At 66.9% G+C, this 24,108-nt stretch carries 21 protein-coding genes; 10 read left to right on the forward strand and 11 right to left on the reverse strand.

Annotation, left to right across the window (positions count from 1 at the left end):
* Positions 1-268 precede the first annotated feature (268 nt).
* The 6 genes from ACLIVD_RS35775 to rpsF form a co-directional block, all read right to left on the reverse strand.
* Positions 269-1,729: a glyceraldehyde-3-phosphate dehydrogenase gene (locus ACLIVD_RS35775; protein WP_283352208.1), complete on the reverse strand. Its 1,461-nt coding sequence runs from the start codon at positions 1,727-1,729 to the stop codon at positions 269-271.
* 319 nt (positions 1,730-2,048) lie between these two features.
* Complete coding sequence (gene dnaB / locus ACLIVD_RS35780; RefSeq protein ID WP_491931607.1) at positions 2,049-4,691, reverse strand: replicative DNA helicase; 2,643 nt, start codon at positions 4,689-4,691, stop codon at positions 2,049-2,051.
* A gap of 573 nt (positions 4,692-5,264) precedes the next feature.
* Positions 5,265-5,720, reverse strand: a complete 456-nt coding sequence (gene rplI, locus ACLIVD_RS35785) for a 50S ribosomal protein L9 (protein ID WP_009476433.1) — start codon at positions 5,718-5,720, stop codon at positions 5,265-5,267.
* Positions 5,721-5,737: 17 nt separating this feature from the next.
* The gene (gene rpsR / locus ACLIVD_RS35790; protein WP_005249686.1) at positions 5,738-5,980 is read right to left on the reverse strand and encodes a 30S ribosomal protein S18; all 243 of its coding nucleotides are present in this window, start codon (positions 5,978-5,980) and stop codon (positions 5,738-5,740) included.
* A 38-nt stretch (positions 5,981-6,018) separates the two neighbouring features.
* Entirely contained in the window at positions 6,019-6,540 is a 522-nt protein-coding gene (locus ACLIVD_RS35795) for a single-stranded DNA-binding protein (RefSeq protein ID WP_012690423.1), read from the reverse strand.
* Positions 6,541-6,605: 65 nt separating this feature from the next.
* Positions 6,606-6,893, reverse strand: a complete 288-nt coding sequence (rpsF, locus tag ACLIVD_RS35800) for a 30S ribosomal protein S6 (protein WP_005249677.1) — start codon at positions 6,891-6,893, stop codon at positions 6,606-6,608.
* 161 nt (positions 6,894-7,054) lie between these two features.
* Between rpsF and ACLIVD_RS35805 the strand changes: the two genes are divergently transcribed.
* From ACLIVD_RS35805 to ACLIVD_RS35815, 3 genes are all read left to right on the forward strand, one after another.
* Positions 7,055-7,276 carry a hypervirulence associated TUDOR domain-containing protein gene (locus tag ACLIVD_RS35805; RefSeq protein ID WP_280779753.1) on the forward strand — a complete coding sequence of 74 codons (222 nt, stop codon included), beginning with the start codon at positions 7,055-7,057 and terminating at the stop codon, positions 7,274-7,276.
* Between the two features lie 61 nt (positions 7,277-7,337).
* The gene (locus tag ACLIVD_RS35810; protein ID WP_491931608.1) at positions 7,338-8,699 is read left to right on the forward strand and encodes a hypothetical protein; all 1,362 of its coding nucleotides are present in this window, start codon (positions 7,338-7,340) and stop codon (positions 8,697-8,699) included.
* A complete protein-coding gene (locus tag ACLIVD_RS35815) occupies positions 8,696-9,280 on the forward strand; it encodes a GNAT family N-acetyltransferase (protein ID WP_283333283.1) in 585 nt (194 codons plus the stop codon). Before ACLIVD_RS35810 ends, ACLIVD_RS35815 begins: the two co-directional genes overlap by 4 nt.
* A 20-nt stretch (positions 9,281-9,300) precedes the next feature.
* On the opposite strand, the gene ACLIVD_RS35820 is transcribed toward ACLIVD_RS35815, so the two are convergent.
* Positions 9,301-10,245, reverse strand: coding sequence for an alpha/beta hydrolase (locus ACLIVD_RS35820; protein WP_283352210.1), 945 nt, complete (start codon positions 10,243-10,245; stop codon positions 9,301-9,303).
* A 27-nt stretch (positions 10,246-10,272) separates the two neighbouring features.
* Positions 10,273-11,919 (reverse strand): flavin-containing monooxygenase, encoded by a 1,647-nt coding sequence (locus ACLIVD_RS35825; RefSeq protein WP_283352211.1) that lies wholly within the window; start codon positions 11,917-11,919, stop codon positions 10,273-10,275.
* 223 nt (positions 11,920-12,142) lie between these two features.
* On the opposite strand from ACLIVD_RS35825, the gene ACLIVD_RS35830 reads away from it, so the two are divergent.
* Together ACLIVD_RS35830 and ACLIVD_RS35835 are read left to right on the forward strand one after the other, a co-directional pair.
* Positions 12,143-14,434, forward strand: a complete 2,292-nt coding sequence (locus ACLIVD_RS35830; RefSeq protein ID WP_283352212.1) for an ATP-binding protein — start codon at positions 12,143-12,145, stop codon at positions 14,432-14,434.
* 111 nt (positions 14,435-14,545) lie between these two features.
* On the forward strand, positions 14,546-14,833 hold the full coding sequence (locus ACLIVD_RS35835) for a CD225/dispanin family protein (protein ID WP_009476441.1): 288 nt from the start codon (positions 14,546-14,548) through the stop codon (positions 14,831-14,833).
* On the opposite strand, the gene ACLIVD_RS35840 is transcribed toward ACLIVD_RS35835, so the two are convergent.
* The 3 genes from ACLIVD_RS35840 to ACLIVD_RS35850 form a co-directional block, all read right to left on the reverse strand.
* Entirely contained in the window at positions 14,830-16,434 is a 1,605-nt protein-coding gene (locus tag ACLIVD_RS35840; RefSeq protein WP_283352213.1) for a glycosyltransferase family 87 protein, read from the reverse strand. The two genes, ACLIVD_RS35835 and ACLIVD_RS35840, sit on opposite strands and share 4 nt — an antisense overlap.
* A gap of 22 nt (positions 16,435-16,456) precedes the next feature.
* Entirely contained in the window at positions 16,457-18,733 is a 2,277-nt protein-coding gene (locus ACLIVD_RS35845) for a transglycosylase domain-containing protein (protein WP_349307496.1), read from the reverse strand.
* 399 nt (positions 18,734-19,132) lie between these two features.
* Positions 19,133-19,564 (reverse strand): DUF5318 domain-containing protein, encoded by a 432-nt coding sequence (locus ACLIVD_RS35850; protein ID WP_029539769.1) that lies wholly within the window; start codon positions 19,562-19,564, stop codon positions 19,133-19,135.
* An 88-nt stretch (positions 19,565-19,652) separates the two neighbouring features.
* On the opposite strand from ACLIVD_RS35850, the gene ACLIVD_RS35855 reads away from it, so the two are divergent.
* The 5 genes from ACLIVD_RS35855 to ACLIVD_RS35875 all read left to right on the forward strand — a co-directional run bounded on the left by ACLIVD_RS35855 (position 19,653) and on the right by ACLIVD_RS35875 (position 24,016).
* On the forward strand, positions 19,653-20,507 hold the full coding sequence (locus tag ACLIVD_RS35855; protein ID WP_283352214.1) for a DUF1707 SHOCT-like domain-containing protein: 855 nt from the start codon (positions 19,653-19,655) through the stop codon (positions 20,505-20,507).
* 15 nt (positions 20,508-20,522) lie between these two features.
* Positions 20,523-21,347, forward strand: a complete 825-nt coding sequence (locus tag ACLIVD_RS35860; protein ID WP_491931609.1) for a DUF1707 SHOCT-like domain-containing protein — start codon at positions 20,523-20,525, stop codon at positions 21,345-21,347.
* 7 nt (positions 21,348-21,354) lie between these two features.
* Positions 21,355-22,146: a DUF1707 SHOCT-like domain-containing protein gene (locus ACLIVD_RS35865; RefSeq protein WP_491931610.1), complete on the forward strand. Its 792-nt coding sequence runs from the start codon at positions 21,355-21,357 to the stop codon at positions 22,144-22,146.
* A 237-nt stretch (positions 22,147-22,383) separates the two neighbouring features.
* Positions 22,384-22,941 (forward strand): PadR family transcriptional regulator, encoded by a 558-nt coding sequence (locus ACLIVD_RS35870; protein ID WP_005264441.1) that lies wholly within the window; start codon positions 22,384-22,386, stop codon positions 22,939-22,941.
* Positions 22,934-24,016 (forward strand): inositol-3-phosphate synthase, encoded by a 1,083-nt coding sequence (locus ACLIVD_RS35875; RefSeq protein WP_491931611.1) that lies wholly within the window; start codon positions 22,934-22,936, stop codon positions 24,014-24,016. Before ACLIVD_RS35870 ends, ACLIVD_RS35875 begins: the two co-directional genes overlap by 8 nt.
* Positions 24,017-24,108: the final 92 nt, after the last annotated feature.

Below are 24,108 nucleotides of genomic sequence, written 5' to 3' on the forward strand. Positions count from 1 at the left end.
CAAGACGACAGGGCGGAGCCGGTCGAACTTGCGCAGCTCTCGCCCGGCAGATCGACGACCGTCAGCTCGTAAATTCCGGACCCGAACGATCCGGAGGGTTTGATTCCCCCGCTACGATCCATCGACGGGCCCTCGGTGCCGGAAAATTTCAACGTCGGGAACCATACGAACGATGAGCTTTCAGCGGCGAGGCCCACCGAATACGCGACGACGCCCGGGAGAGCAGCCACTGCTCGGCCCGGGCGTCGCGAAACTACGGTGCCGCCGGTCAGCCCACGGACATCGCATCAGCGGCGTCGACCGCGGGGTAGATGGGGTACTCCACACCGGACAGGTACTGGACAGTGCGCACCACCTGGCACGAGTATCCGAACTCGTTGTCGTACCAGACGTAGAGGATGGCGGTGTCGCCGTCGACGATCGTCGCGTTCGCGTCGACGATGCACGCGGCGCGCGAACCGATGAAGTCACTGGACACGGCATCGGTTGCAGCGGTGTAGTCGAGGTTCCGGCTCAGCGCTCCGGTGAGCGACTCCTGGCTGAGATGCTCGAGCACCTCCTCCCTGGTGGTCTCACGACCCAGCTGAAGGTGCAGGATGGCGACGGATACGTCCGGAGTGGGAACGCGGATCGAGTTGCCGGTGATCTTGGCCTTCAGCTCGGGGAGCGCCTTGGCGACCGCCGACGCGGCGCCGGTCTCGGTGAGCACGAGGTTGAACGGCGCTGAACGACCACGACGGTCGGCCTTGTGGTAGTTGTCCAAGAGGTTCTGGTCGTTGGTGAACGAGTGCACGGTCTCGACGTGGCCTCGAGACACACCGAATTCGTCGTCCATGGTCTTCAGCGGCGGGACGATGGCATTGGTGGTGCAGGACGCGCACGACACGATCTGCTCGTTCGGGTCGAGGTCGCGGTGATTGACGCCGTGCACGATGTTCGGGACGTCTCCCTTGCCGGGCGCGGTGAGCACCACCTTCGCGACTCCGGGGCGGAGGTGCTTCGACAGTCCGTCGCGGTCGCGCCAGATTCCGGTGTTGTCGATCAGGATGGCGTTGTCGATGCCATGCTCGGTGTAGTCGAGGCTCTCCGGGTCGTTGCTGTAAATGAACTTGATGACGTTGCCGTTGGCGATCAGCGTGTTGTTGTCGGTGTCGACCTTGATCGTGCCGTTGAACTGCCCGTGGACGGAGTCACGGCGCAGCAACGATGCGCGCTTGGTCAGATCGTCGCTGCCACCCTTGCGGACCACCACGGCACGCAGGTTCAGCCCATTGCCCGAGCCGGCCTTCTCGATGAGCAGTCGAGTGACGAGGCGACCGATACGCCCGAATCCGTACAGGATCACGTCCTGCGGCTGCGCGGGACTCGTCTGGGCGCCGCCGACCAGGTCGGCGAGGCTCCGTGCAACGAACTCTGGGACCGATGCTCCGTCACCGTTGGCGCGATAGGCCATCACCAGCAGTCCGAGGTCGATCTTCGAGGGCCGAAGATTGAGGTGAGTCAGCGCTTCGAGGAAGGGGAACGTCTCCTCGACCGACAGTTCATCGCCGCTGATCTGCCGGGCGAAACGATGGGTCCGCAGGATACTGATGACCGACTTGTTCACCAGGGAGCGACTGTGAAGCAGAATGGTCACCGAACGTCGGCGGTGCAGGCCGCCGATGATCGGGATCATCGCCTCCGCGAGAGCTTCCTCTGAGTTCCACTGGGCCAGTTCCACTGTGCTCACTGCGCTTGTCTGCCTTCCCGGCTCATGTGGCGTGTCCTTAGGTGGGATGCCGGCGAGCGCACACCGTTCCACCAGCGGTGACCTGGATCACCGGACCCGGTTTCGCGACTCGCGGACACCGGCGCGCCCGACGCACTCATCATATGGAAGCGTTTCGTCGGGCCGACAGCCGGTCGCCGAAACGTCCGGTGGGACGAGAATCCGGCCACCTGCAAGCACGCAAGCGGTAGCCGTCAGGCAACAGGCCGAGTGCAGGAGGAGGGAGCGGCGGCGGCAGCAAGCAGGCGAGCTGCTGCTGTTATCGTCGGCGGCGGCGGTACTAGCCCCGCGCCATGTCGACGAACTTGGACAGGTGAAGCTGGTGCGCCACGGTGATCGTCGCTGTCGGGCCGTTACGGTGCTTGCCGAGGATGAGGTCGGCCTCGCCGCCGCGGGGGTCGTCGCGTTCGGTGGCGTCGGGGCGGTAGAGCAGAATTACCATGTCGGCGTCCTGCTCGAGCGATCCCGACTCACGAAGGTCGGCGACCTGGGGGCGCTTGTCCTGTCGCTGCTCGGGACCACGGTTCAGCTGGCAGATCGCGACCACGGGAACCTCGAGTTCCTTCGCCAAAAGCTTGAGGCTACGGGAGAACTCGGAGACTTCCTGCTGACGTGACTCGACCTTCTTACCCGAGCTCATCAGCTGCAGGTAGTCGATCACGATGAGCTTGATGTCGTGTTTCTGCTTGAGCCGCCGGGCCTTTGCGCGGATCTCCATCATCGTGAGGTTGGGGGAGTCGTCGATGAACAGCGGCGCTTCACTGATCTCACTCATACGTCGAGCGAGCTTCGTCCAGTCGTCGTCGGTCATCTTGCCGGAGCGCATGTCACCGAGCTTGATCTTCGCCTCCGCCGACAGCAGACGCATGACGATCTCGGTCTTGCTCATCTCGAGCGAGAACATGACGCTGGCCATACCGTGCTTCACCGAGCACGAGCGCAGGAAGTCCATTCCCAGCGTGGAGTTGTGGGTGGGCACCATCGCGCGACCCGCAAGGTACAGGTGGTCGGCGTTGTCGACCTCGACGCAACGCACGGGGACGCTGTCGACCTTGCGCACGTCGGTGATGAATCGCGAACCAGAACGGACGGTGCTGCTACTTGCGCGACGCTCCTTGTGGAGCAGAGCCTTCCGTGGGAGTCCGAAAACTTCGTCATCGGTTGCGAATGTCAGGGTGTAGGCAGTCGACGACGCCTCCGTGCGACCGCGCACCTTCTTTGTGCTCATCTGGCAGCGGTAGCCGAGGCTGACGATCAGCTCCTGCGCGTCACGCACCAAACGCTCACTCGTAACGGAGAATTGCACGGAACCACCGGCCGTCACAGTGCCGTCGGTATCCAGCAAACCAGCAAGAACCCAGCGGCGCTGCAGCTCAGATCCGCGCAGGTACTGGACGGGAATGTGCTTGTTACCCAACACCCCGAGGGTCCGAAGTCGCGCCTGTAGGGTGCCCACCTCGTTCCGGCAGGTCTGGCAGAGCCTCAAGCCGATCGAAGGCCCGCCGCAATGTGCACAGGTCGGAGCCGGCACCGGATCCGACATGAAACGCGCCTTGCCGCCGCAAGACTGACCACAGGTGCGCACCTGGCTCGTGAACGGCACGAACGATTCTCCGCACACCACGCAGTCGCGGGGAGCGGTCGGAGCCTCAGGTGCCAACTGCAAGCTGTATCGCAATTTCGCAGTCGTCGACGGAACCGCGACCAAGCCTTCCGCCTCGATCAGCATGATGATCTCGGGGTCGGCACACGTGATCTGAGCAGCCGCCGAAGTGCCGTCACCGAGCCACGCTCCGAGCGCGTACGGAGGCACCAGCAGGTCCTGTGCAGGCAACTCGAGCGGTTTCGCATTGGTGACCGAATGATTCACGCGCGCATCCACGCCAGGGCAGCGGAGTGTGGCGGCGATTTCGGCAGTTGTGCGGACTTCCGCGAACGTGCCCTGGTTCTTGTATCGGTTGTAGCCGGTGGCGGCCTGCTGCGCGGACCGCCGAGATGCCCGCGTCTCCGTCAACCACTGATGCTGCTCGTCGGCGACGAGGACGGTGCCGTCGGAGAACTCGACCTCGTAGCAGGGCCGGCCGACCATGATGTCGGTGGCGGCGACGACGCGGGTGGGCTTGCCGTCGGCGTCGATGAGGTGGTCGCCGACCTGGACGTCGCCCATGGTGGTCCAGCCGGTGGGTGTGGCCAGGGGAGTGTCGAGGGCGAGCGCCTTACCGACACCGGGTCGGGCCGCGACGATGATCATCTGGCCGGGGTGGAGGCCGTTGGTGATCTCGTCGAGTTCGACGAAGCCGGTGGGCACACCGAGGGAGATGCCGCCGCGGCTGGCGATGGAGTCGATCTCGTCCATCGTGGGCTGCAGGAGCTCCTCGAGGGGGACGAAGTCCTCGGTGGTGCGGCGTTCGGTGACCTCGAAGATCTCGGCCTGCGCGCGGTCGACGACCTCGGCGACGTCCTGACCGTCGGCGCCGGTGTAGCCGTACTGGACGATGCGGGTGCCGGCGTCGACGAGGCGACGCAGGATGGCCTTCTCCGCCACGATCTCGGCGTAGTAGCCGGCGTTGGCGGCGGTGGGGACGGTCTGGGTGAGCGTCACCAGATAGGGCGCTCCACCGATCCGACGGAGCTCGCCCCGGCGATCCAGCTCCGCGGACACCGTGACCGGGTCGGCGGGCTCACCGCGGCTGTAGAGGTCCAGGATCACGTCGTACACCGACTGGTGTGCGGGACGGTAGAAGTCGCCGGGACGGAGCACCTCGAGCACGTCCGCGATGGCGTCCTTGCTGAGGAGCATGCCGCCGAGCACCGACTGCTCCGCCGCCATGTCCTGAGGTGGCTGCCGGCCGAACTCTTCGCCGGGCTCCGCGTCAGGCGGACCCGGGTATTCGGAACGGCCCCGATCGTCTACTACAGCCACTCGACCGACCTTCCCCATCACTGTTGCGCCACCCCGGGAAATACTTCCCGGTGTTGGTGCCCCGAACTCTTTGTACTCGCCCCTACCGACAACCTTCGCAGGCTCTTCGCGGCAGCCGGCGTCGTGATCGCGAGACACGCCGGGACGACGTTAGGGATTAGCTACCCGGTGTTCAAACCAGCCTGTGTACACAGCTGGGGACAAATTGTGGAAACTGCTGGGTACGTTTGTTAACCCCATGGGGATAACCTGAGGATAAGTGCACATCACAATCCCAAAAACCCAGATCAGAGCCGTTTTTTGGTTTCTCACCACTGTGGATGAAAACCCGTTCGGCGTGTCTTTCGCGTTGACGACTCGGGCGTGTTGAGTTGGTCGCCCCTGCGTGGCAATATGATTCACCTCACAGATCGTCGGCGGGGCGGCTAACTTCCAGACACAGCTGGAAGCCGCTCCTCTGCGTGCTTCACACCAGTGAAAACGGGTTCGAGAGGGCGGCTGCGAGCCGGAATCGACAAGCACAGACCCCCCACACGCCGAGGCGTCCGGGGGGCCTGTGAGTGAACGAGTCGACTAGGCGCCGACGACGTTCAGGTGGAACTTCGCAACCACGTCGGGGTGCAGGTTCACGACGATGGCGTGCTTGCCGGTCGCCTTGATGTGAGCCTTCGGCAGCTCCAGATTGCGCTTGTCGACGACGGGTCCACCGGCGGCCTTGATGGCACCGGCGACATCGGCGGCGGTAACCGAACCGAAGAGCTTGCCCGAGTCACCGGCGGTCTTGACCGACAGCGAGATGTTCTCGAGGCCCTCGATGGCGTCCTTGAGCTCCTTGGCGTGGTCGAGTCCGCGCACGGCGCGAGCTTCCTGCGCACGACGGATGCCCTCGACCTGCTTCTCGGCGCCACGGGTGGCGACGATGGCCAGGCCGCGGGGCAGCAGGTAGTTGCGGCCGTAGCCGTCCTTGACCTCGACGGTGTCGCCAGGCGCACCGAGGTTGTCCACGTCAGCGGTGAGGATGAGCTTCATGTCTTTCCTCCCTTTCCTTAGCGAGCCACGGTGGCGTAAGGCAGCAACGCCACCTCACGTGAGTTCTTGACGGCAATGGCAACGTCGCGCTGGTGCTGGACGCAGTTGCCGGTGACACGGCGCGCGCGGATCTTGCCGCGGTCGCTGACGTACTTACGCAGAAGCGTCGTGTCCTTGTAGTTGATCTGCGTGTTCTTCTCTTTGCAGAAGATGCAGATCTTCTTCTTCATTACCTTGTCGCGCAAGGGCGGCTTCGGCATTAGTTTGCTCTTTTCTGGATGTTCCGATCAGGTACGGATCAGAACGGGGGTTCGTCGCTCCCGCCACCAGAGCCTCCGAAGGAGCCGGACGCCTGCGGCGCGCTGCCCCACGGATCATCTCCGCCGGTGTTGGATTGCGGACGTCCGCCGCCCGATCCGCCGGAGGAACCGAAGCCACCGCCGCCGCCGCCACCACGGTTGGCCTTGTTGACCTTGGCCGTGGCGTACCTCAGCGAGGGGCCGATCTCGTCGACCTCGAGCTCGACGACAGTGCGCTTTTCACCTTCACGAGTTTCGTACGAACGCTGCTTGAGCCGGCCGCTCACGATCACTCGCGAGCCACGGGTCAAGCTCTCCGCGACGTTCTCGGCTGCCTCGCGCCAGATGTTGCAACGCAGAAACAGTGCTTCGCCGTCTTTCCATTCATTGGTCTGACGGTCGAAGGTGCGGGGCGTGGACGCGACAGTGAAGTTCGCGACCGCGGCACCCGCGGGGGTGAATCGAAGCTCCGGATCAGCCGTCAAGTTTCCGATGACGGTGATGACGGTGTCGCCTGCCATATGGTTCCTCCTGCAGAATGTGGAGTTCGGTTGGGCACGAGCCTAGGGCCGGTGACCGACAGAAATCACTTGTTGTGGCGCAGAACCTTCGTACGCAGCACCGACTCGTTCAGACCGAGCTGACGGTCGAGCTCTGCGACGGTGGCGGGAGTAGCGCTGATGTCGATCACCGCGTAGATACCTTCGCTGTGCTTCAGGATCTCGTAGGCGAGACGACGCTTACCCCAGACATCGACCTTGTCGATCTTGCCGCCGTCCTGGCGAACAACATTGAGGAACGTATCCAGCGAAGGAGCAACAGTGCGCTCGTCCAGGCTGGGGTCAAGGATGACCATCAATTCGTAATGACGCATAAGACCTCATCACCTCCTATGGACTAGTGAAAACGGCCACGGACTGTCCGTGGCAGGAGGGTCGTTGCGTCAGCAACCTTTGCAGGTTACACGACGAGCCCCTGACCAGCGAAATCAGGCAAGCCGGTGTGACACCGGGAACCGCGGGGTACGCCGACACGATGGCAGAGGACAAGAAATTCCGACAGGGCGACGAGGTGGAGTGGAACACCCACGGCACCACCACGTCGGGGACGGTCGAGGAGAAGATCACCGAGGACACCGAGGCGGCGGGCCGCACGGTGCGGGCGTCCGAGGACGACCCGCAGTACCGCGTCGTCAGCGACAAGAGCGGGCGGGACGCCGTCCACAGACCCGACGCCCTGCGCCGGCCGAGCGACTGACCTCCGCACCCGCGGCGTTTCCGCTTCGCACGTGGAGGCCCGCGCACCCTAATGTGGATTCATGCATATCGGAGCTCGGCAGCGGTCGCCGATCACGGCGCTCGTCGTCGGGTTGGCGGGCCTCTCCATGCTCGCCGGCTACCTGCAGAAGGCGCGGTGCGCTGGGGCTCCGTTCGACGGCGTCGGGCGAAGCCTGATCTTCGACCGCATCAAGGACACACAGGTCTGCTACTCCGATATCCAGTTCCTGTGGCTCGGACGCGACGTCAACCTGCACGTTTTTCCGTACGTCACCGGGGGAATCAACGCCGACGGCATCCTCACCGGCGGCACCGTGGAGTACCCGGTGCTGAGCGGTGTGCTGATGTGGCTCGGCGGCATCGGTTCACACACCGACGCCGACTTCCTGCTGCACTCGGCGCTGATCCTCGCCCCGTTCGGCCTGCTCACGGCGTGGATGCTGGGACGGCTGGCCGGCTGGTGGGCGCTGTTGTGGTCGGCCGCCCCGCCGCTGGTGCTGTACGCCTTCCACAACTGGGAACTGCCCGTGGTCGCGACGTCGGTGGCCGCGATCTTCGTCATGACACTCGAACGGATCCCCCTCCGCGCCCGTGCTGTCCTCGCGGCGGTGCTCCTCGCCGTCGGCTTCTGCCTGAAGGTGTATCCGGGTGCGTTCGTGCTTCCGCTGATCGCCTACGTCCTCACTCGGAACGGCACCGCCGGGCGGCGTTACGACGTGCGCGGCGCGGTGATGGTCGCGGTGGCCGCGATCACCACCGTCGTGGCGGTGAACCTGCCGTTCGCCCTCATCTCCTACAGCGGGTGGCGGGCGTCGTTCACGTTCCAGGAGAACCGTCAGGCCGACCTCACCACCAACTCCATCTGGTACTGGGGCCTGCGGCCGCTGTTCGGTCCGGTCGCCGACGACGTCCCGCTCCCCGCGTACGACCAGACGGTGAGCCTGCTGTCGCCGCTCCTCGTGTGCGCGGCGTTCGCGATCGCCCTGCGTCTCGGCTGGCTGCGGTTCCAACGCGACGGCGCCTACCCGTGGATCGCCGTCAGCGCCGCCATGCTCTGCGGATTCCTGCTGCTGCACAAGGTGCATTCGCCGCAGTACACGTTGTGGCTCATCCCCTTCTTCGTCCTGCTGCGCGTCCCGTGGGGGCTCGTCGCGGCGTATCTGGTGGCCGACCTGTCGATGGGGATCGGCGTCTTCAAATACTTCGGCGCGCTCGCCGCCCAGACCGACGCGTCGACGTTCGAGGTTCTCGTGAAGTTCGGGGTCTGGGGCCGCGCGGGACTGCTGGTGGTGCTGTTCTTCGTGTTCCTGCGCGCCGCCCAACGACATCCGCCCGTCCGCGGGCGCACCGGTCCCGAATCCGGCCGGCGGCCGGTGCTGAAATCTCCCGAGCCGGTGCGATGAGCGAATCCTGGTTCGCGCACCCCACACTGACCGGACGGCACGTCCGACTCGAACCGCTGGGCGAGGACCACGTCGACGGCCTGCTGGACGCCGCCGACGACCCCCGCATCTTCCACTGGACGTCCGCCGCCATCGCCGACCGCGACGACGCGGTGGCGTTCGTCCGCACCGCCGACGAGGATCCGACCCGCCTCGCGTACGCGCAGATCGACATCACCACCGAGCGGATCGTCGGCTCGACGTCGCTGTATCTGATCGACCCGAAGAACCGCAGCCTCGCGATCGGGCACACCTGGCTGTCCCGTTCCGCGCAGGGCACGCTCATCAATCCGGAGGCGAAACTGCTGTTGCTGCGGCGGGCGTTCGAAGACCTCGGCGCGGTCCGCGTCGAATGGCACACCGACGAACGCAACGCCCACTCCCGCGGCGCCATCGCGAAGCTGGGGGCCGAGTTCGAGGGAATCCTTCGCAAGCACCGACGGCGCCGCGACGGAACGTGGCGCAACACCGCACTGTTCTCGATGATCGACGAGGAGTGGCCGCGCATCTGCCCCCGACTCGAGGCACGAGTCGAGGGCTGACACGGTCGGGTCACGTCACGTCACGCGACGGGTGCGGTGGCCGTCACCCTCTTCACGAACTCGACTACCGCCGAGCGCATTTCGGCACTGCGCGGAACCGCCCCGGACATCCAGAACGCGCCGTGCATCAGCCCGTCGAAGCGGATCGCCTCGGTGTCGACCCCCGCCTGCCGCAACGACTCGGCGTACGCCTCCGCCTCGTCGCGGGCCACCTCGTTCTCGGTGGTGAGCACGAGGGCCGGCGGCAACCCCTCGAGACCGCCGGCGCGACTCGGAACCGCGTACGGGTGCTTCGCATCCTCGGGGGAGGACAGGTAGTTGCTCCAGAACCAGTCGAGGTCCCCGGCGCCGATCACGTACCCCTCGGCGAACTCCGTCTTGGACGGGAGGTCCGCGTTCGGATCGATCACCGGGTAGATCAGCACCTGCCCCCGCAGGCGCGGTCCGCCCTCGTCCCGGGCCCGCAGCGCGGTGACGGCGGCCAGGTTGCCGCCCGCGCTGTCACCCATGACGACGACGTTGCCGGGGTCACCGCCGTAACTTTCGACGTTGTCGGCCACCCACTGCAGGGCGGCGGCCGCGTCGTCGGCGGCGGCCGGGAACCGGTGTTCCGGCGCGCGGCGGTACGTCGCGGCGACGACGATCACGCCCGCGCCGTTCGCGACCGCCCGCGCCGGTTCGTCGACGACGTCGATGTCGCCGGCGACGAACCCGCCGCCGTGGAAGTACAGAACCACCGGGTGCGGCGCCCGGCCCTCCGGCACGTAGACCCGCAGCGCGATCTGCGCTCCGCCGCTCTCGTAGTGCGCTTCTTCCACCCGGGCGACGGGTTCGGGCGGCGCCTGCAGTCCGGTGAACGTCGCCACCACCGCCCGCGCCTCCTCCACGGTGCTGTGCTCGAAAGCCTTCAGCCCCTGCGCCTGTAGTCCGGCGATCAATTCTGCTGCGTGTGCGTCGAGTGCCATGTCGGTCTCCTTCGTAGTGGTTCGGGGTCAGGACACGGTGGAGGCCACGTGGGCCTCCGCCCGGGTGAGTGCAAAACCGGAGTAGCCGCCTGCCACCACCTCGTCACACGTCGCCCGGTAGGTGGGGGCGCCGCCGAGGTAGACCATGCAGGCACGAGGCTTGCCGGGAATGTTCGCGCCCATGTACCACGAGTTCGTCTCCGGCAGCAGGGTCTGGTTGGCGATGTCGTTGGTCAAGGCACCCCAATCGCTTTCGGCCTGCGCGGTGGGCTCGATGACGTCGAGGTCGCGGCGGTCCAGGTAATCGATCGCGTCGGTCGCGAAGTCGACGTGGTCCTCGATTGCGAGGGGCATGTTGTAGAGCACCGACGGCGACTGCGGTCCGGTGATGAGGAACAGGTTCGGGAACTCGTTGACCATGATGCCGAGGTAGGTCTTGGGTCCGTGCTCCCACTTCTCGGCCAGCGGCAGACCGCCGCGACCGCGAATGTCCATGGCCATCAGCGGACCGGTCATCGCGTCGAATCCGGTTGCGAGGACGATGGTGTCGACCTCGTAGGTGCGGTCACCGACCCGGACTCCGGTTTCGGTGATCTCGTCGATCGGCGTGGACTTCACGTCGACGACGCTCACCGAGTCGCGGTTGAACGCCTCGTAGTAGTTGGTCTCGAGCGGGGGACGCTTGGTGCCGTACGCGTAGCCCGTCGGCGCCAGCGTCGCGGCCTTCTCCGGATCCTGCACGCGCTCGTGGATCCGATCGCGGATGTAGTCGGCGATCGTGTCGTTGGCCTTCTTGTCGAACAGGATGTCCTGGTAGGAATCGATGAACAACCGGAACCCGCCGGCGTTCCAGCGCTCGTCGAACGTGCGGCGGCGCTCCTCGGCATCGACGGCGAGCGCGGACGGCTGCACCTGAGTGAACGGGACGCCGAGGAAGTGGTTGCGGGCCGCGTTCCGCACGTCCGCGTAGTTGCTCTTGATATCCGCCACCTCGTTCGGGTCGATCGGACCGTTGCCGAGGGGGGTCGCGAAGTTGGGGGTGCGCTGGAAGACCACCAGTTCGGCGGCGTCCTCGGCGATGAACGGGATGGCCTGAATGCCGCTGGCCCCGGTCCCGATCACGGCCACCCGCTTGCCGGTGAAGTCGGCGCCCGCACGCGGCCAGTTTCCGGTGAGCAGCACCTCGCCGCGGAAGTTGTCGATACCGCCGAACTCCGGTGTCTTCGGCACCGACAGGTTGCCTGCCCCCGAGATGAAGTACCGGCTGCGCACGACGGCGCCGTCGTCGGTGCGGACCGTCCACACGGAGTTCTCGTCGTCCCAGTGCACGCCGACCACGCGGGTGTCGAACGTGATGTCTTTGCGCAGGTCGAAGCGGTCGGCGACGTGTTCGAGGTAGCGGAGGATCTCCGGCTGTCCGGCGAACTTCTCACTCCACTGCCATTCCTGCTGCAGGTCCTCATCGAACGAGTACGAGTAGTGGACGCTCTCGATGTCGCAGCGGGCACCGGGGTACCGGTTCCAGAACCAGGTGCCGCCGACGTCCGAGCCGGCTTCGAACACCCGCGTCGACAGCTTCATCGTGTCGCGCAGCTTGCGCAGCGCGTAGAGGCCGGCGAATCCGGCACCCACGACGACGACATCGACGTCGGCAGAAGAAATGGGCTTTGACATGGTGTTGAGCTCCTCGAGGCGATGGGTTCCGGCCGGAGTCGAGCGGGCAACCGGGGTATGCCAACGACAATGACCCACGTCACATCACCCCCACACCGGGTAAAACACCCCCTCGGTTACCTGTGTTGTCCGTCACATTCGATGGGGGTAGGTTTCGTTCCACACCTGGCCAACCGGACACGGGAGAAATCCACTGACTCGCTCGAGAGAACTCACGAGGTCGATGACCAGCTTCGTCGGCCGGCGCCGCGAGATCGAGGAAGCCCGCGCACGACTGCAGCAATCCCGGCTCGTGTCGCTGCTCGGTGCCGGCGGCGTGGGCAAGACGCGGCTGGCCGAGGAACTCGCGGTCCGCTCCGCGCGTGCCTTCCGCGATTCCGTCCGGTGGATCGACCTCGCACCCGTCCGCGATCCCGCCGCGCTGCCCTCCGCGGCCGCGGCCGCCCTCGGCGTCACCGACCAGTCGAGCCGTGCGGTGATGGACAAGGTGATCGACCAACTGCAGTCCCGGCACATGCTGGTCGTCCTCGACAACTGCGAGCACCTACTGTCCGCGGCAAGCGAATTCGTCGGTGCCGTCCTCGCCTCGGCGCCGGAGGTCCGGATCCTCACCACGAGTCGCGAACCGCTCGGGATCGCCGGCGAATTCACGTACCTCCTTCCGCCACTGAGCACTCCGGGTGACATCGAGGACTGCCGCGCCGCGGACATCGCCCCGTTCGAATCGGTGTCGTTGCTCGTCGAGCGCGCGCAGGGCGTCGTCGCCGACTTCCGCCTCACCGACGCGAACGCCCCCGCCATCGCGCAGCTGTGCAATCAGCTCGACGGGATCCCGCTCGCCATCGAACTCGCCGCGGCCCGGCTGCGGTCGCTGTCCGCGTCGCAGCTCGTCGAACGACTCGACCAGCGTTTCGCACTCCTCACCGGCGGTGACCGGGCGGCGATGCCCCGCCAGCAGACGCTGCGCGCCCTCATCGACTGGAGTTACGAACTGTGCTCGGACACCGAGCGGCTGCTGTGGTCGCGGCTCGCCGTGTTCCCCGGAAGCTTCGATCTCGAAGCCGCGGAAGCCATCAGCGGGTTCGGTGCGTTGTCGGACTCGCCGGTCATCGACGTTCTCGACCGCCTGGTCGGAAAATGTCTTGTCACCGTGGACCGTTCGACCGAGCGTCTCCGCTACTCGCAGCTGATGACGGTGCGGGAGTACGGGCACGAGCTCCTCGAGCTGAGCGGGGAGCGCGACGAGCTGTACCGGCGACATCTCGAGCATTATTCGGAGCGTGCCCGCCGGTCGTCGCTCGACTGGTGCGGGCCAGGACAATCCGAGATCCTCGCGGAACTGCGGATCGACCACCCCAACCTCGTGGCCGCCCTGGACTGGGCGCTGCACGACGACTCGCAGCGGGCGGCGGCCGCGGAACTGGCCGTCTCGCTGCGGTACCACTGGATCGCGGGCGGCAACCTGTCCGACGGGAGGACCCGGCTCGAGCGGATACTGCTACGGCTCACCGAACCCACCCGGGAACGGGGCGACGTGCTGTGGGTGACCGCGTGGACCGCGCTGATCCAGGGCGACCGCGACGCCGCGCGCGAGCACCTCGACGAGTGCACGGCGATCGCGACCGCGCTCGGTGACGAACGACTGCGCGCGCACGCCGACCACTGGGCGGGGATCCACGCCGTGTTCTCCGGCCGCCCCGACGACGCCATCGGACTGTTCCGTGATGCCATCGCCGTTCACCGCGCCGTCGGCGACACGGCCTCGGTGCTGACCGCATCGTTCGAGATGGGCATGGCGCAGACCTACGACGGGCGACTCGACGACGCCCTCGAGACGTGCCGCGACGTGATCGCGGTGGCGGACGCGCACGGCGAGAAGTGGAACAAGGCCTACGCCCTGTGGGTTTCGAGCGTCGCGTACTTTCACCTGGGCCGGGGCGACGATGCCGTCGACGCTGCCCAGCAGGCACTGCGGATCCAGCGCGACTTCAAGGACAAGATCTGCACGGCCCTGTCGATCGAGGTGCTGTCGTGGGTAGCCACGTCGAGCGGTGACGCGAACGCGGCGGCGAGGCTGTGCGGCGCCGCGAAGGGTGTGTGGCATCGGCTGGGCACGTCCGTCGCGGCGTTCGGCCCGCACATCACCGACGACTCCCTCTCGTCGGAGCGCACCGCGGCCCGCATCGTGGGACCGGACGAGTTCGCCCAGCTCGCAACGCCTGCAGTCCGGCTCACGATCGAGGAGGCCGTCGACCTCGCACTGGGAACCCCCACCGAGCACAGGGCACCTCGCGCCGAGGCGTCACCGCTCACCAAACGGGAACAGGAAATCGCCGGCCTGCTCGCCCAGGGCCTCAGCAATCGGCAGATAGCCGAGTCGTTGGTGATCTCGCGGCGCACCGTCGACGGACACGTCGAGCACATCTTCGACAAGCTGGCCGTCAGCTCCCGCACGCAGGTGGCGGCGTGGGTCGCCGCCCGGGCTCATCCGCCCGCCGTGGAGACCGGCCGATAACCGGACCGTTACCGCCCGCCGCGCGAAAGGCACTGCACAGTCGGGAATCTCGACGGTCTATACTCCACCTCGTCGCCCACGGTCGTGGGCTCCACCACGGGGAGGCAACGCATGACGTCGCAGCAGCAGGACACCTCGGCGGACCACAGCGGGCCGCTGGCACCGCCGCCCGCCAGCAGTCTGCCGCTGGCCATTGTTGCGATCATCGCGTTCGTGCCGTTCGGCATCGTCGCACTGCTGCGCTCGCTCACCGTCCACCGACTGTGGGAGCGGGGCGAATACGACCTTTCGGTGCGCGCCGCCGCCGACGCCCGACAGTGGTCGATCCGCGCCATCGCCCTCGGCCTGTCGATCGCGGTGTTCGCGGTCGGGGCGGCGCTGGTGCTGTCGAAGCCCTAAACGCTGTGAGCGGGAGCCGATTCTACCGGCGGCCGCGGCCGTAGCCAGGCGGGCAGCCACCGCGGCTGCGCATCGGGCGCCTGGTCGAGCACGCCGCCCGCCGGATCGTCGATGAAGCCGTATCGCACGAGGTCCTCGCCGGGCCGGTAGATCTGGCGGATGATCAGCGCGCAGATGACCACGACCGCAATGTCGCGGACCACCACCGCGGCGGTGAACCACTGCTCGGGGAGTCCCTTGTTGGACACGCCGAGGTAGTAGAACATCCGCGGCACCCACACCAGCGCGTCGATCGTCATCCAGGCCAGCAGGATCCGCCGGTGCGGGAACGCGAGCACACCCAGCGGGACGAGCCACAGCGAATACTGCGGGCTCCACACCTTGTTGGTGAGGAGGAAACCCGCGACCAGCAGGAAACACAGTTGGGTCAGCCGCGGCCGTCGCGGCGCCGTCAGCGCGATGTACCCGATCCCGACACACACGAGGGCGAACAGCAGGAACGACACCGCGTTGAGCACGGTGGGCGCCTGACCGGCCGACAGGATCCCGTCGAATCCGGTCCAGCCCGTGAACGACGAGATGACGTTGTAGACGGAGTCCGGGTCGGCGCCGCGTTCGGAGTTGAGCCGGAAGAATTCGGCCCATCCGCGTGGGAACAGCAGGGCGATCGGCAGATTGACCGCCAGCCACGCGCCGATACCGGTCAGCGCCGTCACCGACCACTCACGGACCTTGCCCGTGCGCAGGCACAGCACCAGCAGAGGTCCGAGGAGCAGCAGCGGATACAGCTTGGCGGCACCACCGAGCCCGAGCAGGATTCCGGCGAGAACCGGCCGTTTCCGCGACCACGCCAGCAGCCCACCCGTAGCGAAAGCCGTTGCGAGGGGATCGAAATTCGTGAACACGTGCACGATCACCAGCGGGGACACTGCGATCAGCGCGGCGTCCCAGATGCGCCGTCCGGCCAGCAGCGCACTCGCCCAGACGGTGACCAGCCACGCCAGCGCCAGACCGAACGCGACGACGTTGAAATAGATCGCTACCTGCAGCGCACCGGGCAGCCAGTGCACCGCATCCCACGACTTCGCGATCGTCATCGCGCCGTACTGGTAGAGCCCGGAGATCACCGGGTACTCCATGTAGCGGCGCTGGGTCTGGCCGTTGCCGGCGTCTTCCTCCCACCACTTCTTGTAAGGGAAGGCGCCCTCGTTCAGCCGTTCCGCCCCGTACAGCGGGACCGTGTCCGAGTAGCACATGGCGACGTACTGCCGGCTGCCACTCCAGTCGAGCCCGAGCGCGCCGTTCTCGCCGACCGGCGCCTGCTGGATGCACGGCGCCTTCGCGAACCAGCCGAGCGCGAGAAACACGATCGCCAGCAACAGAATGGCGCGCATCGGCGTGAAGAACCGGCTGCGCCCGACGACCGCATGCCGTCCGACCGGACCACCGATCACCCCGGAGAGGTCGGCGGTCAGCGGGTCGGTGCGCCCGGGAAGGTCCCGCCAATCCGCGGAACGCCGATCCTTCGCCAGCGGCGCGGGCGAGACGAATCCCGTCTCACCCGCGTCGCGGACGGCGTGCGCGTCAGGGTTGTCGGCCACTCCGCGAGGCTACCGGTCGCCGTTAACGGGCCGGAACCTGCTGTTGGCCGTTGCCGTTACCGGCGTTCGGCGGCGTCGTCGTCTCCGGTTCCTCCGGAACCGCCGGGGCCGCGGTGGTCGGCCTCGGTGCCAGACCCGGAATCGGAATGGTGATCCCGGGCAGGATCTCGACCGGCGACGGCGTCACGACCACCGGCGGCACGAGCTCCGTCGGCAGCTGGAACGTGCTCGTCGGCGGCGCCGACGTCTTGGTCGGTGCCGGTGCCGAATAGGCGGGGATACCCGACTGGCCACCGATCGCACCCGGCTTCGGGAACTTCTCGACGTCCGTGCCCTCGAGGGCGCCGTCCATCGTGTCCTTCCAGATGTCGGAGGGCAGACCGGAACCGTAGATCATGGCGCCGCCGCTGTTCTCCAGCGCCTGACCGTCCGTGGTGCCCACCCAGACCGCCGTGGACAGCGACGGGGTGTACCCGACCATCCAGGCGTCCTTGTTCTTGCCGGTGTCACCGAGCTGCGCGGTACCCGTCTTTGCCGCCGACGGGCGTCCGCCCGCCAGGTTGTGGCCGCGCGAGTACCCGGCGATGGGTTCCATCGCCGACGTCACGTTGTCGGCGACGTCCTTGTCGATGCGGTCCTCACCGGTGTCGCCGCCGCGGTCGAGCAGGACCGTTCCGTCGGCGCTGACGACCTTCTGCACGAAGTGCGGCGCGTGGTACGTACCCGAGGCGGCCAACGTGGCGTACGACGACGCCATGTCGAGGACCCGCGACTGGTACTGGCCGAGCACGATGCCGTTGTTCGGACCGCTGCCGTCGGGCTCGGTCAGCGACGGCCCGACGCCGGGGATCTCCTTCGGGATGCCCGCCTTGTGGGCCATCTCGGCGATCGCCTGCGGTCCACCGTCGAGTTCGAGTTCCTGACGGTAGAAGCTGGTGTTCAGCGAACGCTTCAGCGCCTCGGCGATGGTGCAGGTGCCGCAGCCCTCGCCTTCGACGTTGCTGATGGTGATGCCGTTGACCGTGAGCTCCGAGCTGTCGTACATCTGCGACAGCGGAATGCCCTGATCCAGGGCCGCGGCGAGACCGAACACCTTGAACGACGAACCGGTCTGCAGTCCCGCGTTCGCGAAGTCGTACCCGCCGCCGTCCTCGCCGCCGTAGTACGCGCGCACCGCGCCGGTCTTCGGATCGACCGACACGACACCGGTCCGCAGGTTCTCCGGCTCACCCTCCATGTTGGAGCGCGCCGAATCCACCGCCGCCGCCTGGGCGACGGGGTCGATCGTCGTGGTGATCTCGAGGCCCTCGGTGTTGAGCAGCTGCTCGCTGATCCCCGCCTCACCCAGCTCCCGCAGAACCTGGTTCTTGATCAGGCCCTCCGGCCCGGAGTCCTGGTTGCCGTTGTCGACCTGCGCGATCGGCACGTACGGCGGGTACTGCATCACCGACCGGGCCGACTGCTCCAGAGTTCCCGCCGACACCATGCCGTCGAGGACGTAGTTCCAGCGCGCCTGCGCACCCTCCGGGTTGTTCTCCGGATCGAGCAGCGACGGCAGCTGGATCGACGACGCCAGCACCGCGCTCTCCTCGACCGTCAACTGGTCGACGGGCTTGTTGAAATACGCCTTCGACGCGGCCGCGATGCCGTACGCACCACGCCCGAAGTAGATGGTGTTCAGGTACGCGGCGAGGATGTCGTCCTTGGACCACTCGCGGGCCATCTTCGACGAGATGACGAGTTCCTTCATCTTTCGCGTCAGCGAACGCTCGGAACCGACCATCGTCTTCTTGACGTACTGCTGCGTGATGGTCGAGCCACCGCCGGCGCTGTCCTTGCCCAGGACGTTGTCGCGGGCGGCACGCGCGAACCCACCGATCGAGAAGCCGGGGTTCGAGTAGAAGTCCCGGTCCTCGGCAGCGAGCACCGCGTCACGGGTGTGCTTCGGGATCTGGTCGAGCGTCACCTCGGTGCGGTTGCCCTCCGGCGGCACGACCTTGCTCAGCACCGACGTTCCGTCGGATGCGTAGATCGTCGCCACCTGGTTGGTCTTGAGGTCGCCGGGCCGCGGGACGTCCTGGACGACGTACGCCGCCATGAACAGCAGGATCGGAATGATCAGACCCATCGCGACGCACGCGTACGCCGTCCGGCGAACGATCTTCCACCGCGACTTCTTCACAGCCGCCTTCTTTCCACCCTTGGGCGGTTCGCCACCGCGGCCGCCGCCGGTCTTGCGACCGTTCGACGGCGGAGGTCCCGGCGGGCGCCCACCGGGACCCGACTGGTTACGCGCCACCGGGGGCGCGCCTGCGGGGCGTCCGGGCGGCGGGCCCGGACGACGCGGCGGGGGACCCGGCGGACGCCCACCACCCTGCGGCGGCGGACCGGGACGACGAGGCGGCGGGCCGGGGGGACGGCCACCACCCTGCGGGGGCGGAGGCGGCATCCGACGCGGCGGCGGGCCGCCCGATCGGCCCGGCGGGGGCCCACCCGCAGGCTGTCCGCCGCGGGGTGGTGGACCTCCGGGGCGTCCCTGTGGCGGGGGGCCACTCGGTCGTCTCGGTCCGTTCGGTCGATCACCCGGGGCGTTGCTGCGGGGGGAACTCACGTACAAATCTCCAGTGGTTGTGGACCGGCTTCAGTCCTGCGTTACGTCTGTGGGCACTCTTCTGCCCGCGTCCGTGTTCGGGCGTGTCTACTCGCTCGCGGTTCGACGGCTCGGAGGCCGCGGCCGTGGCGACGAACGCCTGGGCCGTTTCGGTTCGGGCACGGTACCGAGAACATAGGACTGGACCAAATGGTTCCAGCTGCATGTCCGGCACACCTCGACCACGTGAACCGAGAACTCCTCCTGAGTGGACGCGAGACGCACCAGCTCCTCGGCCGTACGAGCCGAACCCGACACCGGGCCCAACTTGTCACCGAAGACCCAGGAGACCAGAGTCAACTGCTCCTTACGGCAGATCGGGCACACCACATCACTGCCCTTGCCGTGGAACTTTGCGGCACGAAGCAGGTAGGGGCTGGCGTCACACACTTCCGTGACACCTGTCCTGCCCGAGTAGACCTCGGCCAGGAGTGACCGGCGCTGAAGCGCATAGTCCACCACCTGCCGCTGTATCCGCACGGAGACCAGAGTACGTGCGTCGCGTCCGGAGAGAAGGGGTCGGTCGAGTGACGCTGGTCAAACACGGTTGCCGCACTACGATGCCGGTGTGGCCTCAGGACCGTCCTCGCAGACTCGCGCACGTGACCTCGATCGGGTCAACGCATGCAGCCAGCTCGACGCCGCCTACGCCGACGGGCAGCTCGGCGCCGGCGAGTACCACGACCGCACCGCCCAGGCCATGTCGGCGAAGACCCTCGCCGAACTGAACCTGCTGATCAGCGACCTGCAGCTGCCGTCGTCGATCACCGCACAGGCACCTGTCCGGACACCGGGATCGCCCCGCCGGGCGCTGCGGATCGCGCTCGCGTGCGGTGCGGTGATCACGGTCGGCGCGGTCGGTCTCGCGCTCACCGAGCAGGACGGCCCGGACCCCGCCACGCCACCGGTCCCGGTGCAGGTCGACAAGCCACTCGCCCAGCCGGAGGTCGAGGTGCCCGCGGTGGAACCGATCATCGTGGGCCAGGCGCAGCCCCTCACCCAGGACGGGATCCACGCCCTCTTCGAGCAATACCGGCAGAGGTTCGGCGACCTCACCGTCCACGAACTGGGGTTGTACGACGAGTACGCGATCCTGTCGCGGACAGCCCCGGACGCGCCCGACAAGGTCGACCGGTACGACTTCCGCGGCGGGTTCAAGACGTCGGGCATCCGCACGCAGCGCCTCCCCGGAACCGGCGAGGTCGACCTCGCGCAGGTAAACGTGCCGGCCCTCGTCGCGCTCATCGCCGACGCACCCCGGCTGGTCGGAGTCCCGGACGGCACCATCGGGCACGTTCTCCTCGCCGACGGCGGCAAGGGACCGACGATCAACGTGTACGTCTACGACAAGCAACAGACCGGCGGGGGCTATCTGCGGGCGACGCTCGGCGGAGACGTATGGCAGGTGAACCCCGCGAACTAGTTCTAAGATCCACCCGTGGCCAGCCGATACCCACCGAACACGCGGGCACGCGACGTCGATCGAGCGAACACGTCCGCACTGCTCGACGCCGCGTTCGGCGACGGCCAGATCAACGAGGCGGAACACCGCGCGATGTCCGAACTCGCCGCGGAGGCGCGCACCCTCGCCGACCTCGAGGTCCTGGTCAGTGACCTGCAAAGGCCCGCCGACGCACCACCGGACGCACGTCCCCCACGCGACACCGCCAAGCAATGGTTCCCGGCCGCCGTCGCCGTCGCTGCAGTGGTGGCGGCCGTCGGCGCCTTCACGCTCGTCGACAGCGACGACGCGCAGGCCACCGTGACCCCCGTCGCGCAGCAGGTCGATTTCGATTCCGTCGAACCGCTGGTCGTCGCGACGCCGAATCCCGTCACCCCCGAGGGCATGAAGGTGTTCCTCGACCGGTACCGCGCCAAGTTCGGCGACCTGATCGTCGAGGACCTCACCCTCTACGAGGGCGGCCACGCCAGCCTCGAACGCGCGCTTCCCCTCGAACCGAACCGGATGGTCCGCTACGACTACCGCGGCGGGTTCACGCCGTCGGGTACCCCGACCACCCGGAAGGTCGACACACCCGTGTTCGACCTGTCGACGCTGAACCTCGATCGGATCGGCGGAACGGTCGTGGGTGCCCCGGTGAGCCTCAACGTCCCCGACGGAGAAGTCAGCCACATCTCGTTCGAGGCCGACGAGGACGGCCCCAGCGTGTCGATCTACGTGACGAACGAATTCAGCGAGAGCGGACACATGGAACTCGCCTCGTCCGGTGAGCCTTTGAGCGTCTACCCCTTCGGTCGATAGGACGCAGATGCCCAGGACCACACTCGCGGGAATCCGTGCCCGCGACTCCGACCGCGCCGACGCCTGCGGGATGCTCGACGCCGCACTCGCCGACGGGCAACTGTCCGCGGAGGAACACGCCTCCCGCACCTCCACGGCGATGCGGGCGAAGACGTTCGACGAACTGGACCGCCTCATCGGGGACCTCCAGATCCCCAGCCGGCTCGCGGCCAGCCCCGTCGTGTCGCCGCGACGCCGCCGATCGTCGCGGCGGTGGGTGTATGCCGCGGTCCTCGTCGTCGCCGCAGCCGCCGTGGGCGCCATCGCCGGAGCCGTCGCGAACAGCGACCTCGGCCCGGCGAAATCGGTGCCGAACCTCACCACCGGCGCCGGGCTGCACTTCTTCCTCGACGAGTACCGCGCCGAATACCGCGACACCGTCGCCGACGAACTCGGCCTCTACCCGGCCCACGCCGTCTTCGACCGGCCGTCCGCCGGCAACGCCCGGCAATCCGACTCCTACCTCTACGACGGCGAATTCGACGACTGGGGCAGCTCCTCCACCCGATCCGACGACGAGAAGTCCTTCGACCTCGGCACCGTCGACCAGGTTGCGATCGCCCGCCTGCTCGCCGGGGCACCCGAAACCCTGCGCGTCCCCGACGGTGCGGTGGAGATCGTGTCCTTCCGGTACGAACCCGGGTCCGACGACGGACCGCCGACCATCTCCATCCACGTGAAGAACGCCGCCGGCCACACCGGACACATGGTCGTCGGATTCGACGGCGAACCGTTCGACATCTACCCCTACGAGGACTGAGCGTCCGGGGTCGTGCCCGCTGGGATCCGTCGGCCGCTGGTTGGTCGCCCGATGTGACATTCGTTCAGTCAGACGGCACCGGTGTGACATTCGGCGACGCAGCCGGACACCCGGACCTGTGTTAACAACCTGTGACGGCTTGTCCCATGTATCGAGCGCGCGTATCCTCCTATATATCGGTGCGATATAGTTTTGAATCGCATCACGCGGTTAGGTCGGGCGACTCAGGGGGTGGACGTGCTCGAATTGGCAATTCTCGGGCTGCTCCACGAGTCACCCATGCACGGATACGAGCTGCGCAAACGGTTGACGGGACTGCTGGGTGCATTTCGCGCCTTTTCGTACGGTTCCCTCTACCCGACGCTCCGACGCATGCAGGCAGACGGTTTGATCGCCGAGGACGCAGGCCCTCCGGGGACCGTCAAGCGTCGCGCCCGCCGCGTCTACCAGCTCACGCCGATCGGCAAGGAGCGGTTCAAGGAACTGGTCGCCGACACGGGTCCGCAGAACTACACCGATGACGGATTCGGCGTTCATCTCGCCTTCTTCAGCCGCACTCCCGCAGAGGCGCGGATGCGGATTCTCGAAGGCAGACGACGCCAGGTCGAGGAGCGCCGCGAGGCGCTTCGCGACGCGATCGGAAAAGCGAGCGGCACGCTGGATCGCTACACCAAGCAGCTCCACCAGCTCGGTCTCGAATCCAGTGAGCGTGAAGTGCGCTGGCTCAACGAGCTGATCGCCGCCGAGCAATCGACAGCAACACCTAAGAAAAAAGGAGAACCCGACCATGGGTGAGAACAGCACCGCGGTGCGCGTGGCCATTGTGGGCGTGGGGAACTGTGCCTCGTCCTTGGTTCAGGGCGTGCAGTACTACAAGGACGCCGACGAGACGGCGACCGTTCCCGGCCTCATGCACGTCAAGTTCGGCAAGTACCACGTGCGCGACGTCCAGTTCGTCGCCGCGTTCGACGTCGACGCCAAGAAGGTCGGATTCGACCTGTCCGAGGCCATCTTCGCCAGCGAGAACAACACCATCAAGATCGCCGACGTCCCGCCGGCCGACGTTCCGGTGTTGCGCGGCGCCACCCTCGACGGCATCGGCAAGTACTACGCCGAGACCATCGAGATCTCCGAGGCCGAGCCCGTCGACGTCGTCAAGGCTCTCAAGGACGCCAAGGTCGACGTGCTGGTCTCGTACCTTCCCGTGGGTTCCGAGGACGCCGACAAGTTCTACGCCCAGTGCGCCATCGACGCGAATGTCGCGTTCGTCAACGCCCTGCCCGTGTTCATCGCTTCCGACCCCGAGTGGGCTGCGAAGTTCAAGGACGCCGGCGTCCCCATCGTCGGTGACGACATCAAGTCGCAGGTCGGCGCCACCATCACCCACCGCGTGATGGCGAAGCTCTTCGAAGACCGCGGCGTGCAGCTCGACCGCACGATGCAGCTGAACGTCGGCGGCAACATGGACTTCAAGAACATGCTCGAGCGTGACCGCCTGGAGTCGAAGAAGATCTCCAAGACGCAGGCCGTGACGTCGAACCTGACGCGCGACCTCGGTCCGGGCAACGTGCACATCGGCCCGTCGGATCACGTCGGCTGGCTCGACGACCGCAAGTGGGCGTACGTCCGCCTCGAGGGTCGCGCCTTCGGTGACGTTCCGCTGAACCTGGAGTACAAGCTCGAGGTCTGGGACTCCCCGAACTCGGCCGGCATCATCATCGACGCCGTCCGCGCAGCCAAGATCGCCAAGGACCGCGGCATCGGTGGACCCGTCTACCCGGCGTCCGCGTACCTGATGAAGTCCCCGCCGGTCCAGATGGCGGACGACAAGGCTCGCACCGAGCTCGAGGCGTTCATCATCGACGCGTAGTTCACCACGCAGCAATATCGGGCGAATGCACCTTTCGTCGTCTTCACGGCGATGAAAGGTGCATTCGCCTTTGTGTTCGATTTCTTGTCAGA

The sequence above is a fragment of the Rhodococcus sp. G6(2025) genome (assembly GCF_058628105.1).